We start from the raw sequence: 14,657 nt of genomic DNA on the forward strand, positions 1-14,657 counted from the left end.
GGGCCGGAGCGGGGGACATGGGGTTCCCACCGCAGCGTGCCGGCTCATCTCGCGAGGACCGTGGGCCATGACCAAGTCGGAACTCATCGCCCGTCTGGCAGAGCGCAACCCGCATCTGTACCAGCGCGACGTGGAGCGTATCGTCTCGTGCATCTTCGACGAGATCGCGGCGGCCCTGGCCCGCGGCGACCGGGTGGAACTGCGCGGCTTCGGCGCCTTTTCCGTCAAGCATCGCGACGCCCGCACCGGCCGCAACCCGCGCACCGGCGCGGCCGTAGACGTCGACGAGAAGGCGGTGCCCTACTTCAAGACCGGCAAGCAGCTGCGCGAGCTTCTCAACGACGAGGATGACCTGGACGCGGCGGAATGACCGCCGGCGTCCGACGGAGGATCGGGTGAAAGTCATTCGCTGGCTCATCGGCCTGCCGCTTGCGGTGGTGGCCATCGTGTTCGCCGTCGCCAACCGCGATCCGGTGACGGTGGAACTGTGGCCGTTCCCGTGGACGGCGACGCTGCCGCTCTACCTGCTGTCCCTGGGGACGCTGGCGGTGGGCATGATCGTCGGCGGCCTGCTGGCCTGGGCCTCGGGCGGCCGCCGCCGGGCGCAGACGCGGCGCGAGCGCAAGGGCCAGGAACGCAAGATCCAGACCCTGGAGCGCGAGAACGCGACGCTGAAGGAAGAAACCATCCGCCTCGCCGCCCCGGCGGACGAACAGAAGAGCCTGCCGCCCGCCGCCTGAAGGCGGCGACACCTGCCAGCAAGCCCTGACGCAGCGGCAACGGCGGCCTCATCGCCAGGGGGCGCCGGATGCCGTGGCCCCCTCCCCTGCCCCCGATCCCCCGTACGCGGGCGCGGCTAGTCGTTGTCGGCCAGCACCGTTCCGGCGAGATAGAGCGACCCGCAGATCAGCAGCCGCGCCGGCCCCGGCAGCGCGGCCAGATCGGTCACCGCCTCGGCAAGACCGGCGGCGGTGGCGGCGGCCGGGACGCCGGCGGCGGTGGCCGCTGCCAGCAGGTCGGCCGGCGGCTTGCCGTTGTCCTCGCCGGGAATGGCGATGGCGCGGAAGGCGGTCAGGTGGGGCACCAGCGGCGCCAGGAAGCCGACGGCATCCTTGTCGGCCATCATGCCGCAGACGGCATAGAGCGGGCGGTCGTGCCAGCGCCCCAGCGCCTCGCCCAGCACCCGGCCGGCGGACGGGTTGTGGCCGCCGTCCAGCCACAGCTCCCACCCCTCCGGCAGCGCCGCCGCCAGCGGACCGCGGCGCAGGCGCTGCAGGCGGGCCGGCCATTCCGCGGCGGCCACCCCGCGCGCCAGCGCCGTCTCCGGCAGGTCGAGCCCGGCCGCCAGGGCGGCGGCCAGGGCGGCGCCGGCATTGCCGTACTGGTGGGCGCCGCCGAGGCCCGGCGGTGGACACAGGATCTCCCGCCCGCCCATGCGGAAGCGCAGGCGGTCGTCGGCCAGCCGCTCGACGCTCCAGTCGCGCCCTTCCAGCAGCAGCGGCGCCCCGATGGCGGCGGCATGGGCCTCGATCACCGCCAGCGCCTCGGCCGGCTGACGGGCGACCACGCAGGGCACCCCCGGCTTCATGATGTGCGCCTTCTCGGTGGCGATGGCGGCGATGGTGTCGCCGAGGAACTTCTGGTGGTCGAGGTCGATGGGCGTCAGCACCGTTGCCGCCGGCCGCGCCACCACGTTGGTGGCATCCAGCCGGCCGCCGAGGCCGGTTTCCAGCAGCAGCACGTCGGCCGGGGTGCGGGCGAAGGCCAGCAGGGCGGCGCACGTGGTGATCTCGAAGAAGGTGATGTTCTCGCCGCCGTTGATGCCCTCCGCCTCTTCCAGCAGGTCGGTGAGGGCGTCTTCGGCGATCAGCGTGCCGGCCAGGCGGATGCGCTCGCGGAAGCGCACCAGGTGCGGGCTGGTGTAGACGTGCGGCCGGCGCCCCGCCGCCTCCACCATCGCCCGCAGCACGGCGAGCGTCGAGCCCTTGCCGTTGGTGCCGGCGACGTGGATCACCGGCGGCAGCGACCGTTCCGGGTGGCCCATGCGGGCGAGCAGGCGCCACACCCGGTCCAGCGACAGGTCGATGATCTTCGGGTGCAGGGCGAGCAGCCGCTCCAGCACCGCGTCGGGGCGACGGCCCGCGCCGGCGGTCATGGCGGGCGGAGCCTCAGGCCCGGGGCTCGCCCGGCAGGCCGTCGGCCGGCGACGCGGCGGCGGCCGGGCCGGCGGCATCGGCGCTGCCGGCGGCGGTGTCGTCGGCGCCCAGGCGGCCCTTGCGGTCGAACGGCACCACCTGCCCGGCCGGGCCGCGGTTGACCAGCAGGGTCAGCAGGTTGGCGATCTTGCCGCGCAGCTGGTGGCGGTGGACCACCATGTCGACCATGCCGTGTTCGCGCAGGTATTCCGACCGCTGGAAGCCTTCCGGCAGCTTCTCGCGGATGGTGGTTTCGATGACGCGGGCACCGGCGAAGCCGATGACGGCGCCGGGCTCGGCGATGTGGATGTCGCCCAGCATGGCGAAGCTGGCGGTGACGCCGCCGGTGGTGGGGTCGGTCAGCAGCACGATGTAGGGCAGGCCGGCGTCCTTCACCTTGTCGACGGCGACGGTGGTGCGCGCCATCTGCATCAGCGACAGGGTGCCTTCCTGCATGCGGGCGCCGCCCGAGGCCGGAATGACGATCAGCGGCGCATCCTGCAGCACCGCCAGCTCCGCCGCCGCCACGATGCCCTCGCCGACCGCCGCGCCCATGGAGCCGCCCATGTAGTCGAAGTCGAAGGCGGCGATCACCGTCTTGACGCCGCCGATGGTGCCGTGGGCGACCAGGATGGCGTCCTGCTCGCCGGTCTTGGCGCGGGCGTCCTTGATGCGGTCGGAATAGCGCTTGAGGTCGCGGAACTTCAGCGGGTCTTCCGGCACCTTGGGCAGCTCGATGCGCTTGTAGGCCCCGTCATCGAACAGCATGGCCAGGCGCTGCTTGACCGGCAGGCGCATGTGGTGGCCGCAGTGGGTGCAGACCTGCAGGTTCTTTTCCAGCTCGCGGTGGAACACCATCTGGCCGCACGCCGGGCACTTCTTCCACAGGTTCTCGGGCACCTCCTTGGGGCGCACGAGCTGCTGGATCTTGGGGCGCACGAAGTTGGTCAGCCAGTTCATCGCGTCTTCCGGTCTGGTTTGGCAGGACTGTCAGGGGCGCCTTATAGCGCACCTTGCGGCGGTCCGTCACGCCCGATGCCACACCGGCCGCCGCACCGGTTTCGCATGGCTGTCCAACGCACGGCGGCGGGCGGGCGGTGCCACCCGCCCTGCCCGCCTTCCAATCCGCCGCCGCCCCGCCTCAGGCGGCGCGCACGCTGGCGAGGAAGTCCTGCACCACGTGGCGCAGCTGGTCCGCCTGCCGCGACAGCAGGCCGGAGGCGTCCAGCACCTCGCCGGCGGCGCGGCCCGCTTCGCCGGCGGCCTGGGTGACGCCGGCGATGTTGACCGTCACCTCGTGGGTGCCGGTGCTGGCGGCGTGGGTGTTGCGGGCGATTTCGTGGGTCGCCGCGTCCTGCTCCTCCACCGCCGAGGCGATGGCCGACGACACCTGGCTGATGTCGTGGATGACCTTGCCGATGCCTTCGATGGCGGCGACGGCGGTGGCGGTTTCGTGCTGGATGCTGGAAATCTGGTGGGCGATCTCCTCCGTCGCGCGGCCGGTCTGGGTGGCGAGGCTCTTCACCTCGTTGGCGACGACGGCGAAGCCCTTGCCCGCCTCGCCGGCCCGTGCCGCCTCGATAGTGGCGTTCAGCGCCAGCAGGTTGGTCTGGCTGGCGATGTCGGTGATCAGGCTGACCACCTCGCCGATGCGCTGGGCGCTGTCGGCCAGGCCGCGCACCATGGTGTTGGTGTGTTCCGCCTGCTCCGCCGCCTGCCGCGACATGGTGGCCGACTGGTGGACCTGACGGCCGATCTCGGTGATAGAGGCCGACAGCTGCTCGGCGGCGCTGGCCACCGTCTGCACGTTGGTGGAGGCTTGATCGGCCGAGGTGGCGACGGCGCTCGCCTGCCGCGCCGACTGTTCGGCGATGGACGACATGCTGGCGGCGGTGGCCTCCAGCTGGCCGGAGGCGGCGCTGACGGCGGTAAGCACGCCGGAGACGTCGGCATCGAACTGGTGGGTCAGCTGTTCCAGCAGAGCGACGTGGCGTTCGCGGGCGGCGTGCTCGGCCTCCTGCTCGGCGGCCAGCTCGCCGGCGCGGATCATGTTGTCCTTGAACACCTGCACGGCGGCGGCCATCTCGCCCACCTCATCGCGGCGGGTGCGGGCCGGCACGTCGGTGGCATGGTCGCCGGCGGCGAGTCGGCGCATGGCCTCGGTCATGGCGGTCACCGGGTCGGCGATGCCGTGGCCGATGGCGAAGCCGGCGACGATGCCGATGGCCAGCGCCACCAGCCCCAGAACCACCGCCACCGTGGTGCCGGTGGTGATGCTGGCCGCCACTTCGGGGCCGAGGGCATCCTGGGCACTGCGGATCTCCGCCTGCACGGTGCGGATGTCCTCCGCCACCCGCGGGCCGATGACGTCCAGCGTGCCGGAAACCAGCTGCGACCGCGCCCGGATGGCGGCGGCCATGGCTTCGAAATGCTCGGAATAACGCTGCGACGACTGCTCCGCCGCCTGCGCCTGGCTGCGCATGGCCATGGTGCGCAGGGTCGGCACCAGTTCGGCGAAGCGCTGGTCGAACAGGGCCTTTTCCTGCTTCACCCGGTCGTAGGAGGCGGGGTCGTTGTCGGCCAGGAAGCGGTTGGCGTGCAGCCGCACCAGCAGGATCTGCCGCAGGGCCAGCCCGGCGCGGTAGGAGATTTCGGCGTCGCCGGCGCGGAAGGCGCCGTCCATGATCTCCACCAGCGCCGTCTCGATGTGCGGCCCCACCTTGCTCAGCTGCGACACCGCCTCGTTGCGGGCGGCCTGGGCCTCCGTCACCTGCCCGAAGGCGCGGCGGTAGTCGGCGATGACCGACTGCACTTCGTCCATCAGCGCCCGCTTGCGAGTTTCCTCCGGCGCGATCAGCGACCGCGCCGCCTCCGCCAGGGCGGCGGTGGAGGCGGCATACTCCTGCACGGCGGCAATGGCGGCATCGTTGTCGCGGACCAGATAATCCTTGGCCGCCATGCGGGTCTGCAGCATGTCCAGTTCGATGGCGGCGACGGCGCCGGTCTCGCCGGTCAGGTGGCGGTAGCGGTCGAACACCCCGCCCACCGTCTGCAGCGCCCAGCCGCCGGTGACGGCGGTGATGATCAGCAACACCAGCACGATGGCGAAGCCGAGGGAGACTTTCGCGCGGATCTTCAAGTGGTCGAACAGGGCCATGGTGACCTCCCGCAGCCGGCGGCCGCCCCCGTCACCCCGGCGGGCTTGGCCCGAAAACACGGAAGTTTTATACACCCATACACTAAAGACTGGCACCTATACGGATGTTATGGCTCACCGGCCCTAGACCTTCGTCTATGGCCGTCATGCTGCCAAAGACCTAGGCCTGCCGCCGTCTCCGGCGTCGTCAAGGGGGATGGGCCTGCCCCGGCGCAGCCCAGGCCCGCGCCGGGCGCAGGCCGGCGGCGGCGCGCTCTCAGCGCCGCCCGACTACCAGCGCCACCCCGGCCACCGCCAGCGCCATGCCGGCCAGGGCGATGAGGCCGAGGGTCTCGCCGAACAGCGCCCAGGCGGTGACGGCGGTTACCGGCGGCACGAGGTAGAACAGGCTGGCGGTGCGGGCCGCCTCGCCCCGGCGGATGAGCAGCATGAGCAGGCTGATGGCGCCGATGGACAGCACGATCACCAGCCAGCCGAGGGCGAACAGGAACTCGCCGGTCCATTGCACGTCGCGGGTTTCCACCGCCAGGGCGGCAAGGCCGGTGACGGCGGCGGCGGCGACGTACTGGATGAAGGTGGCGATGCGCAGGTCGGCACCGCCGCCGAACCGCTTCTGATAAAGGGTGCCGGCGGTGATGCCGAACAGCCCGACCACCGCCCCCACCAGGGCCACCGGCGCCACCGTGCCGACGCCGCTGCCGGCCAGCTTCTCCCCCACCACCATGCCGACGCCGGTGAGGCCGAGCACCAGGCCGAGCCACTGGCGGCCGCTCACCCGTTCGCCCAGCAGCGGCCCGACCGCCACCGCTGTCAGCAGCGGCTGCATGCCGACCACCAGCGCCGCCACCCCGGCCGACAGGCCGGCGCCGATGGCCCAGAACACGCCGCCGAGGTAAAGCCCGTGGACCAGCGCCCCGGTCACCAGCTGGTGCCCCGCCGCCCGCCAGCCACCGCGCCAGGCGGCGCGGGCCATGACGGCCAGCGGCGCCAGCAGCAGCAGCACCAGGGCGAAGCGGATGAACAGGAAGGTGAAGGGCTCGGCATAGGGCAGGCCGAACTTGGCGCCGATGAAGCCAGTCGACCACAGCAGCACGAACACCGCCGGCATCGCCCGCACCATCAGGGGCGGCGGCGGCGCGGTGATGGAGGACGGAGCGGCGGGCGCGGGGCGGCGGGCGGTCATGGCAGCGGCATGATGCGCGCCCGCCCCCGCCCCGGCAAGGGCCGTTCAGGCCGCGCCCCCCGCGGCCGTCGCTACAGCTCCAGCGCGAAGGCGGCGGCAATGAGGGCGCGGGTATAGGCCTCGCGCGGGTTGGCGAAGATGTCGGCGGTGGGGCCGGCCTCCACCACCTTGCCGTCCTTCATGACGATCAACGTGTCGGCCAGCGCCCGCACCACCCGCAGGTCGTGGCTGATGAACAGGTAGGCGAGGCGGTGGCGGGCCTGGATGTCGCGCAGCAGGTCGACGATCTGCGCCTGCACCGACACGTCCAGCGCCGAGGTCGGTTCGTCCAGCACCATGAAGCGCGGCTTCAGGGCCAGCGCGCGGGCGATGGCGATGCGCTGGCGCTGGCCGCCGGAGAATTCGTGCGGGTAGCGGTGGCGGGTTTCGGGATCGAGGCCGACCTCGCGCAGGGCCTCCACCACCAGAGCGTCGCGCCCCGCCTCGTCGCCGCCGATGCCGTGCAATTCCAGCCCCTCGGCGACGATCTGCGCCACCGACATGCGCGGGCTGAGGGAGCCGTAGGGGGCCTGGAACACCACCTGCATCTCCCGCCGCAGCGGCCGCATCTCGCCGCGCGACAGACCGTCAATGGGCTGGCCGCGGAAGCGGATCGGCCCCATGGAGGCGGTCAGGCGCAGCAGGCCCATGGCGAGCGTCGTCTTGCCGGAGCCGGATTCGCCGACCACGCCGACGGTCTGGCCCTCGTGCACGCTCACCGTCACCCCGTCCACCGCCTTCACGTGGCCGACGGTGCGGCGGATGATGCCCTTCTTGATGGGGAACCACACCTTCAGGTCGTCGGCCGCCATCACCTCGGCGGCATCGGCCGGTACCTGCGGCGGCGCCCCCTTGGGCTCGGCGGCCATCAGCATGCGGGTGTAGGGGTGCTGCGGCCGGTCCAGCACGTCGGTGACCGGCCCGTGTTCCACCACCAGCCCATCCTTCATGACGCAGACGTCGTCGGCCATCTTGCGCACCACCGTCAGGTCGTGGGTGATGAACAGGATGGCCATGCCGAAGCGGGCCTGAAGATCCTTCAGCAGCTTCAGGATCTGGGCCTGGATGGTGACGTCCAGCGCCGTCGTCGGCTCGTCGGCGATGAGCACGTCGGGCTCGTTGGCGAGCGCCATGGCGATCATCACCCGCTGGCGCTGGCCGCCGGACAGCTCGTGCGGCAGGGCGGTCAGGCGGCCCTCGGCATTCTGCAGGCCGACCAGCTCCAGCAGGTCCAGGATGCGGGCGCGGGCGGCGCGGCCGGTCATGCCCTTGTGGATGGCCAGGATCTCGCCGATCTGCCGCTCGATGCTGTGCAGCGGGTTGAGCGAGGTCATAGGCTCCTGGAACACCATGGCGATGCGGTTGCCGCGCACGTCGCGCAAGGTGCGGTCCGGCGCCCCCACCAGCTCGGTGTCCTCCAGCCGGATGGAGCCGCCGGGGTGCCACGCCAGCGGATAGGGCAGCAGTTGCAGCACCGACAGCGCGGACACCGACTTGCCGGACCCCGACTCGCCCACCAGCGCCAGGGTGCGGCCGCGGTGCAGGTCGAAGGAGACGCCGCGCACGGCGTCGATGCGGCGGTCGTCGCGGCCGAAGGCGACGTGCAGGTCGCGCACCGACAGGATGGGCGCGGCGGCACCGGCGGTCGCCGCCGGGGCGTCGTCGCGGCGGGGGAGCGGGGCTGCCGTCATGCCACCCTCTTGCGCGGATCGAAGGCGTCACGCACCGCCTCGCCGACGAACACCAGCAGCGACAGCATCACCGCCATCACCACGAAGCCGGCGATGCCGAGCCACGGGGCCTGCAGGTTCTCCTTGCCCTGGCGCAGCAGGTCGCCCAGCGACGGGCTGCCCGGCGGCAGGCCGAGGCCGAGGAAGTCGAGCGCCGTCAGGCTGACGATGGCGCCCGACAGGATGAACGGCGCGAAGGTCAGGGTCGCCACCATGGCGTTGGGCAGGACGTGGCGGATCATGATGCGCGTGTCGCCCATGCCGAGCGCCTTGGCGGCGCGGACATAGTCGAAGTTGCGTGCGCGCAGGAATTCCGCCCGCACCACCCCGACCAGGGCGGTCCAGGAAAACAGCAGCAGGATCACCAGCAGGGTCCAGAAACTGGGGGCGATGACGCTCGACAGGATGATGAGGATGAACAGCTGCGGCAGGCCGCTCCACACCTCCAGCACGCGCTGGAACACCAGGTCGAGCCAGCCGCCGAAATAGCCCTGCACGGCGCCGGCCAGGATGCCGATCAGCGACGACACGGCCGTCAGGATCAGCCCGAACAGCACCGAGATGCGGAAGCCGTAGATCAGCCGCGCCACCACGTCGCGGCCCTGGTCGTCGGTGCCGAGCCAGTGGCGGGAATCGGGCGGGCTCGGCGCCGGCTGGCCGAGCAGCGGGTCGGCGGTGCGGTAGTTGAAGCGGATCGGCGGCCACACCATCCAGCCGTTTTCCTCGATCATCTCCTGCACCGCCGGATCGGTGTAGTTGGCTTCCGTCGGGAAGAAACCGCCGAACTCGGTTTCCGGGTAGGCGACGAAGATGGGCACGTGCGGCCGGCCGTCGTACCAGACGAACACCGGTTTGTCGTTGGCCAGGAACTCGGCGAACATGCTGGCCGTGAACAGGATCAGGAACAACCACAACGACCAGAAGCCGCGCCGGTTGGCACGAAAGCGGGCCAGCCGGCGGCGGGTGATGGGGCTCAGGTTGGAGAACAGCGCCATGGTTCGCCGGCCTCCTATGTGCTCTGGGCTTCGAAGGTGATGCGCGGGTCGACCACGTGATAGGCGATGTCGCTGAGCAGGTTCAGCAACAGCCCGATCAGGCCGAAGACGTAAAGGGTGCCGAAGACCACCGGATAATCGCGGTTCATGGCGGCCTCGAACCCCAGCAGGCCGAGGCCGTCGAGGCTGAAGATCACCTCGATCAGCACCGAGCCGGTAAACAGCATGGTCACCAGCGCCGCCGGGAAGCCGGCGATGATGAGCAGCATGGCGTTGCGGAACACATGGCCGTACAGCACCTGCCGCTCGTTCAGGCCCTTGGCGCGGGCGGTGATGACGTACTGCTTGTTGATCTCTTCCAGGAAGCTGTTCTTGGTCAGCATGGTCAGGCCGGCGAAGCCGCCGATCACCATGGCGGCCACCGGCAGCGTCAGATGCCAGAAGTAGTCGACGATGCGCATGGGCCACGACAGGTCCTGCCAGTTGTCGGACGTCAGGCCGCGCAGGGGGAACCAGTCGAAGTAGCGGCCGCCGGCGAACAGCACGATCAGCAGGATGGCGAACAGGAAGGCCGGCACCGCATAGCCGACGATCACCACCCCCGACGACCAGGTATCGAACCGCGAGCCGTCGCGCACCGCCTTCATCACCCCGAGCGGAATGGAGACGAGATAGATGATGAGCGTCGACCAGATGCCGAGGGAGGCGGAGACCGGCAGCTTGTCCAGCACCAGGTCGAGCACGTCGCGGTCGCGGTAGTAGCTCTGGCCGAGGTCGAAGGTGGCGTAGTTGCGGATCATCAGCCAGAACCGTTCGTGCGCCGGCTTGTCGAAGCCGTACTGACGCTCGATGTCGGCGATGAAGTCGGGCGGCAGCCCCTGGGCGCCGCGATAGGTGCTGCCGTCGCCGGTCATGCCGCCGCGCGGGCCGCCGCCGGCCTCGCCGCCGCCGCCGCCGGTGATGCGGGCGGTGGCGTCGACGCCGGTGCCCTGGACGCGGGCGATCATCTGTTCCACCGGGCCGCCGGGCGCGAACTGCACGATGACGAAGTTGATCAGGATGATCCCGAACAACGTCAGCGGGATGAGCAGCAGACGGCGGACGATGTAGGCGAACATGAGCGACGGCCTCCGCTGGCGCCGTTACCGGGCCGGCGCCGGGGCGGCGGGGTCACCGCCATCGGCCGGCAGCGGATTTTCCTCCTGCGCCTTCTTCTGCTCGGCGGCCACCTGGCGGTCCTTGGCCGATTCCACCCACCACGCCATCAGGTCGATGCCGCGCATGGGCCGCGCCTCGGGGAAGCCGAACTTGTCCCAATAGGCGATGCGCTGCACCGGGCTGTGCCAGTGCGGGATCACCAGGAACTGCCACTGCAGCGCCCGGTCGAGCGCCCGCACGCGGGTGACCAGCGCCTCGCGGTCGGGGGCCTGGATGACCAGCTCGATCAGGCGGTCGATGGCCGGGTTCTGCAGGCCGGCATAGTTGCGGCTGCCTTCGTGGGTGGCGGCGTCGCTGCCCCAGAACTCCCGCTGCTCGTTGCCCGGCGACAGCGACTGGCCCCAGACGGTGGAGGTCATGTCGAAGTCGAAGCTGCGCAGGCGGTTGATGTACTGCGCCGTGTCGACGGTGCGCACGGTGGCGTCGATGCCGAGCGTCTTCAGGTTCTCGACGAAGGGCAGCGACACCCGCTCGAACACCGGGTCGACCAGCAGGATTTCGAAGGTCAGCGGCCGGCCGGTTTCCTTGTTCACCATCTTGCGGGTGCGCGGGTCGACCTCGTACCCCGCCTCCTGCAGCAGACCGAAGGCCTTGCGCAGGTTGTCGCGGATGTTGCCGGAGGGATCGCCGGCCGGCGGCGCGTAGGTTTCGGTGAACACCCGGTCCGGCAGCTGGTCGCGCAGCGGCTCCAGCAGCGCCAGTTCCTCCGGCGACGGCAGGCCGGTGGCCGACAGCTCCGAATTGTCGAAGTAGCTGCGGGTGCGGGCATAGAGGCCGTAGAACAGGGTGGCGTTGGTCCATTCGAAGTTGAAGGCGTAGGCCAGCGCCTCGCGCACCCGGGCGTCCTGGAACTGCGGCCGCCGCATGTTCATCACCCAGCCCTGCATGCCCGAGGGCAGGTCGTTCTCGAACGTCTCCTTCTTCACCAGCCCCTGCCGGAAGGCGGGGAAATCGTAGCCGACGGACCAGTTCTTGGCCGAGTTCTCCACCCGCAGGTCGTAGGCGCCGGCCTTGAACGCCTCCAGCCCCACCGTGCTGTCGCGGTAGTAGTCGTAGCGGATGCGCTCGAAGTTGTAGCGGCCGACGTTCACCGGCAGGTCCTTGCCCCAGTAGTCGGGCACCCGTTCATAGGTGATGTAGCGGCCGGGCTCGAAGTGGGAGATGCGGTAGGGGCCGGAGCCCACCGGCGGCTTCAGGGTGGAGGCGGCCGGATCGTTGCCCTCCGCCTCCCAGTAGTGCTTGGGCAGCACCGGCAGCTGGCCGAGGATGAGCGGCAGCTCGCGGTTGTCGGTGCCGTCGAACACGAAGGTCACCTGGCGGTCGCCGGTCTTTTCCACCCGCGCCACCGAGCCGTAATAGAACCGGTACAGCGGATCGCCCTTCTGGGTCAGGAACTCGAAGGTCCAGATGACGTCCTCGGGCTTGATCGGCTCGCCGTCGTGGAAGCGCGCCTGCGGGTGCAGGTTGAAGGCCACCCACGAACGGTCGTCGGGCACCTGCACGCTTTCCGCCACCTGGCCGTATTCGGTGAACGGCTCGTCCTCCGCATTGGAGAGCAGGGTGTCGTAGAGCATGCCGAGGCCGGCGGCCGGCGTGCCGCGGGTGATGTAGGGATTGAAGGTGTCCCAGGTGCCGAGCGCCAGCAGCCGCAGCCAGCCGCCCTTGGGCGCCTGCGGGTTGACGTAGTCGAAATGGGTGAAGCCTTCGGCATACTTGGCCTCGCCGTGCATGGCGATGCCGATGCGCGGCGGCACGGAGGCGATGTCAGGCAGCGCCGGCGACTCTGCAGCCGTATCCTGGGCGATGGCGGCGGTGGCGACTGTGGTGGCGGCCACGGCGGCTATGGCAAGGCGACGGAGCAAGCGGCGCAACAATCCCTCCCTGTCAGGAACCCATGTGGAGCAACGGGATAACCGGATAGTGGGCCCCGCAGGCAGGCACCGCAAGCACCTGCCGCACATTTTCCGCAAAGTCACTCAATAACGCCGCAGCCGGCGCCTGCGACGCAGGGGCGTCGTCAGCCGGCCAGACGGGCCAGCGCGGCGGCGTGCAGGCGGGCATCGCCGGCGGCCAGCACGCGGCCGTCGGAGGCGGGGGTGAGCGGCCGGCCCTGCCAGTCTGTGACGATGCCGCCGGCCTGTTCGATCACCGGCACCACGGCGGCCCAGTCGTAGACCTTCAGGTCCGCCTCGCACACCAGATCGACGAAGCCCAGCGCCAGCAGGCCGTAGGCATAGCAGTCGCAGCCGTAGCGCGGCAGCTTCACCGACTGGTAGAGGCGCTGGAAGGCCGGCCAGTCGTCGCCCCTGAACATCTCCGGCGCGGTGGCGTAGAGGGTCGCCTTGTCGAGGTCGGGGCAGGCGCGGGTGGCGAGCGTCCGGCCGGCGAGGGTGGTGCCGTGGCCGGCGGCGCCGATCCAGCGCTCGCCGGTGATCGGCTGGTCGATGACGCCAAGCCACGGGCGGCCGTTGCGCATCAGGGCGATGAGGGTGCCGAAGCTGGGCTTGCCGCTGATGAAGGCCTTGGTGCCGTCGATGGGATCAAGCACCCACACCAGTTCCGCCCCTTCGTTGGAGCGGCCGAATTCCTCGCCGATGATGCCGTGGTCGGGCACCGCCTCGGCCAGCACGGCGCGCATGGCTTCCTCGGCGCCGCGGTCGGCGATGGTGACGGGGCTGTCGTCGGCCTTGTCGTCCACCGCCACCGGGGTGCGGAAGTACTGCCGGATCAGCGCCCCGCTGGTATCGGCCAGACGGTTGGCGAGGGCGATCAGGTCGGCGGGAACGGGGGGGGCGGCGAGGCTGCTGACGGTCATGGCGGGCCTTGGGCGATGGATGGGGCGGCGCGGGCTGGCATGCTCCTGCGGTACCCCGTCCATCGCCGCTGGTCAATACGGCCGCGCCGCCGTCATCAATCTGTCAGACGGTAGTCGACGGTGGTGACCACCCGCAGGGTCTTGTCGATCTGGCGTTCCTCCATGATCCCCGGCGCCGGGTCGCGCGGCAGGATCTGGAACAGGCCCTGGCTGGCCGTCTGGATGGCGCCGAGCCGGCTGCCCGAATCGCGGGCGAACTGGTCGGCGGTGGCGCGGGCGTTGGCGGTGGCTTCGGCGATCATCGCCGGCTTGACGTCGTTCAGGCGGGTGAACAGGAAGATCGGCGCCGAGCCGCCGGCCATGTCCTCCGACGAGATGACGACGCCCTGGTTGACCAGGTCGCCCACCTTCTGGCTCGCCTCGAACACCCGCTGCACCTCGGTGGAGCGCACCAGCAGGGTCTGGGCGACGATGAAGCGCACGTCCACCGGGCCGGAGCGGTAGGGCTGGGCCAGCACGTCGATGACCTCCAGCCCCTTCACCTGGATCTCGCCGCTGCCGATGCCGTTGGTCTCCAGGAAGTCGCGCACGGTGGCAGCGTCGGCGGTGATGACGGCCTGCACCTCGGCCAGCGAATCGCCGGTGGCGACGAAGCGCAGCGGCCACAGCGCCAGGTCGGCGGACACCGGCCGCTCCGCCAGGCCCTTCACCGACACCACGCGCGGCGCCTCGCGGCCCTGCCAGAAGCCCCAGCCGACGAAGGCGCCGGCGACGGCCACACCCGCGGCCAGCAGGCCGGCGGCGAAAAGGGAGGAGCGGACGGTCATGATGATCCTCGAACGTTGATCGTCCGATGAAGGTGACACGTCAAAATGGCGCATCCAAGGCGCTAAAGCGGTGGTTTGAAGATCAGTCGCGCGCCGGCGTGCCGGCCAGCACGTGGGCGGCGCAGGTGCGGCCGTCGATGGCCGTCGAATCCACCGGCCGCACCGCCACATGCGCCACCTGCAGGCGGTTGCCCGGCCCGTCGGGATAAAGCACCAGGTCGAGGACGCAGGCGCCGGTGCGGTACTGCCACACCTCCGCCGGCGGTTCGCGGCGGCGCAGGGTGGCATCGCCCAGGGCCGCCTGCACCACCGTCGCCTCGCCGCCCACCCAGCGGGTGGGATCGGGCGCCCGGCGGGTGTCGAGGGGCTTGCGCTCCTGCTGCGCCGTGGCGGCCGGCGGGGCGACCGTCGCCACCCGCGGCGCCGGCACCGCCGCCAGGGCGAGCGCCTCGGCGGCCGGCTCGGGCAGGGCATCGGCCACCGAGGCGGCCTTGCGGG

Annotated in this window: 12 protein-coding genes and 1 pseudogene; 2 read left to right on the forward strand and 11 right to left on the reverse strand. The window is 70.9% G+C overall.

Annotated elements, in window-relative coordinates; translation table 11 throughout:
- Window positions 1-67: 67 nt before the first annotated feature.
- Window positions 68-370, forward strand: a complete 303-nt coding sequence (gene ihfB / locus ABD056_RS17540) for an integration host factor subunit beta (protein WP_343868757.1) — start codon at window positions 68-70, stop codon at window positions 368-370.
- 25 nt (window positions 371-395) lie between these two features.
- Window positions 396-740 (forward strand): lipopolysaccharide assembly protein LapA domain-containing protein, encoded by a 345-nt coding sequence (locus tag ABD056_RS17545; protein ID WP_343868758.1) that lies wholly within the window; start codon window positions 396-398, stop codon window positions 738-740.
- 116 nt (window positions 741-856) lie between these two features.
- Here ABD056_RS17545 and ABD056_RS17550 read toward each other — a convergent pair whose 3' ends face one another.
- From ABD056_RS17550 to ABD056_RS17600, 11 genes and pseudogenes are all read right to left on the reverse strand, one after another.
- Window positions 857-2,155: a bifunctional folylpolyglutamate synthase/dihydrofolate synthase gene (locus ABD056_RS17550; RefSeq protein ID WP_343868760.1), complete on the reverse strand. Its 1,299-nt coding sequence runs from the start codon at window positions 2,153-2,155 to the stop codon at window positions 857-859.
- Window positions 2,156-2,168: 13 nt separating this feature from the next.
- Window positions 2,169-3,155, reverse strand: a complete 987-nt coding sequence (accD, locus tag ABD056_RS17555) for an acetyl-CoA carboxylase, carboxyltransferase subunit beta (RefSeq protein WP_343868762.1) — start codon at window positions 3,153-3,155, stop codon at window positions 2,169-2,171.
- Window positions 3,156-3,336: 181 nt separating this feature from the next.
- Window positions 3,337-5,352, reverse strand: coding sequence for a methyl-accepting chemotaxis protein (locus ABD056_RS17560; RefSeq protein WP_343868764.1), 2,016 nt, complete (start codon window positions 5,350-5,352; stop codon window positions 3,337-3,339).
- A gap of 256 nt (window positions 5,353-5,608) precedes the next feature.
- Window positions 5,609-6,535, reverse strand: coding sequence for a DMT family transporter (locus ABD056_RS17565; RefSeq protein ID WP_425545054.1), 927 nt, complete (start codon window positions 6,533-6,535; stop codon window positions 5,609-5,611).
- Window positions 6,536-6,606: 71 nt separating this feature from the next.
- Window positions 6,607-8,265: an ABC transporter ATP-binding protein gene (locus ABD056_RS17570; RefSeq protein ID WP_343868766.1), complete on the reverse strand. Its 1,659-nt coding sequence runs from the start codon at window positions 8,263-8,265 to the stop codon at window positions 6,607-6,609.
- A complete protein-coding gene (locus ABD056_RS17575) occupies window positions 8,262-9,299 on the reverse strand; it encodes an ABC transporter permease (protein ID WP_343868768.1) in 1,038 nt (345 codons plus the stop codon). Before ABD056_RS17575 ends, ABD056_RS17570 begins: the two co-directional genes overlap by 4 nt.
- A 14-nt stretch (window positions 9,300-9,313) precedes the next feature.
- On the reverse strand, window positions 9,314-10,417 hold the full coding sequence (locus tag ABD056_RS17580) for a microcin C ABC transporter permease YejB (RefSeq protein WP_343868770.1): 1,104 nt from the start codon (window positions 10,415-10,417) through the stop codon (window positions 9,314-9,316).
- A gap of 24 nt (window positions 10,418-10,441) precedes the next feature.
- Entirely contained in the window at window positions 10,442-12,379 is a 1,938-nt protein-coding gene (locus ABD056_RS17585; protein ID WP_343868771.1) for an extracellular solute-binding protein, read from the reverse strand.
- A 155-nt stretch (window positions 12,380-12,534) separates the two neighbouring features.
- Window positions 12,535-13,332: a histidinol-phosphatase gene (gene hisN / locus ABD056_RS17590; protein WP_343868772.1), complete on the reverse strand. Its 798-nt coding sequence runs from the start codon at window positions 13,330-13,332 to the stop codon at window positions 12,535-12,537.
- 95 nt (window positions 13,333-13,427) lie between these two features.
- Window positions 13,428-14,159 (reverse strand): SIMPL domain-containing protein, encoded by a 732-nt coding sequence (locus ABD056_RS17595; protein WP_343868773.1) that lies wholly within the window; start codon window positions 14,157-14,159, stop codon window positions 13,428-13,430.
- 82 nt (window positions 14,160-14,241) lie between these two features.
- Window positions 14,242-14,657: pseudogene (locus ABD056_RS17600) on the reverse strand (hypothetical protein); the annotation flags it as partial.

The organism is Caenispirillum bisanense (assembly GCF_039523075.1).
Taxonomy (GTDB): domain Bacteria; phylum Pseudomonadota; class Alphaproteobacteria; order Rhodospirillales; family Rhodospirillaceae; genus Caenispirillum; species Caenispirillum bisanense.

Bases quoted from the DNA above. Each gene is read 5' to 3' on its own strand.
- ABD056_RS17570 (WP_343868766.1), bottom strand. From the start codon at position 8,265: ATGACGGCAGCCCCGCTCCCCCGCCGCGACGACGCCCCGGCGGCGACC.
- hisN (WP_343868772.1), bottom strand. From the start codon at position 13,332: ATGACCGTCAGCAGCCTCGCCGCCCCCCCCGTTCCCGCCGACCTGATC.
- ABD056_RS17550 (WP_343868760.1), bottom strand. From the start codon at position 2,155: ATGACCGCCGGCGCGGGCCGTCGCCCCGACGCGGTGCTGGAGCGGCTG.
- ABD056_RS17565 (WP_425545054.1), bottom strand. From the start codon at position 6,535: ATGACCGCCCGCCGCCCCGCGCCCGCCGCTCCGTCCTCCATCACCGCG.
- ihfB (WP_343868757.1), top strand. From the start codon at position 68: ATGACCAAGTCGGAACTCATCGCCCGTCTGGCAGAGCGCAACCCGCAT.
- ABD056_RS17580 (WP_343868770.1), bottom strand. From the start codon at position 10,417: ATGTTCGCCTACATCGTCCGCCGTCTGCTGCTCATCCCGCTGACGTTG.
- accD (WP_343868762.1), bottom strand. From the start codon at position 3,155: ATGAACTGGCTGACCAACTTCGTGCGCCCCAAGATCCAGCAGCTCGTG.
- ABD056_RS17560 (WP_343868764.1), bottom strand. From the start codon at position 5,352: ATGGCCCTGTTCGACCACTTGAAGATCCGCGCGAAAGTCTCCCTCGGC.
- ABD056_RS17595 (WP_343868773.1), bottom strand. From the start codon at position 14,159: ATGACCGTCCGCTCCTCCCTTTTCGCCGCCGGCCTGCTGGCCGCGGGT.
- ABD056_RS17575 (WP_343868768.1), bottom strand. From the start codon at position 9,299: ATGGCGCTGTTCTCCAACCTGAGCCCCATCACCCGCCGCCGGCTGGCC.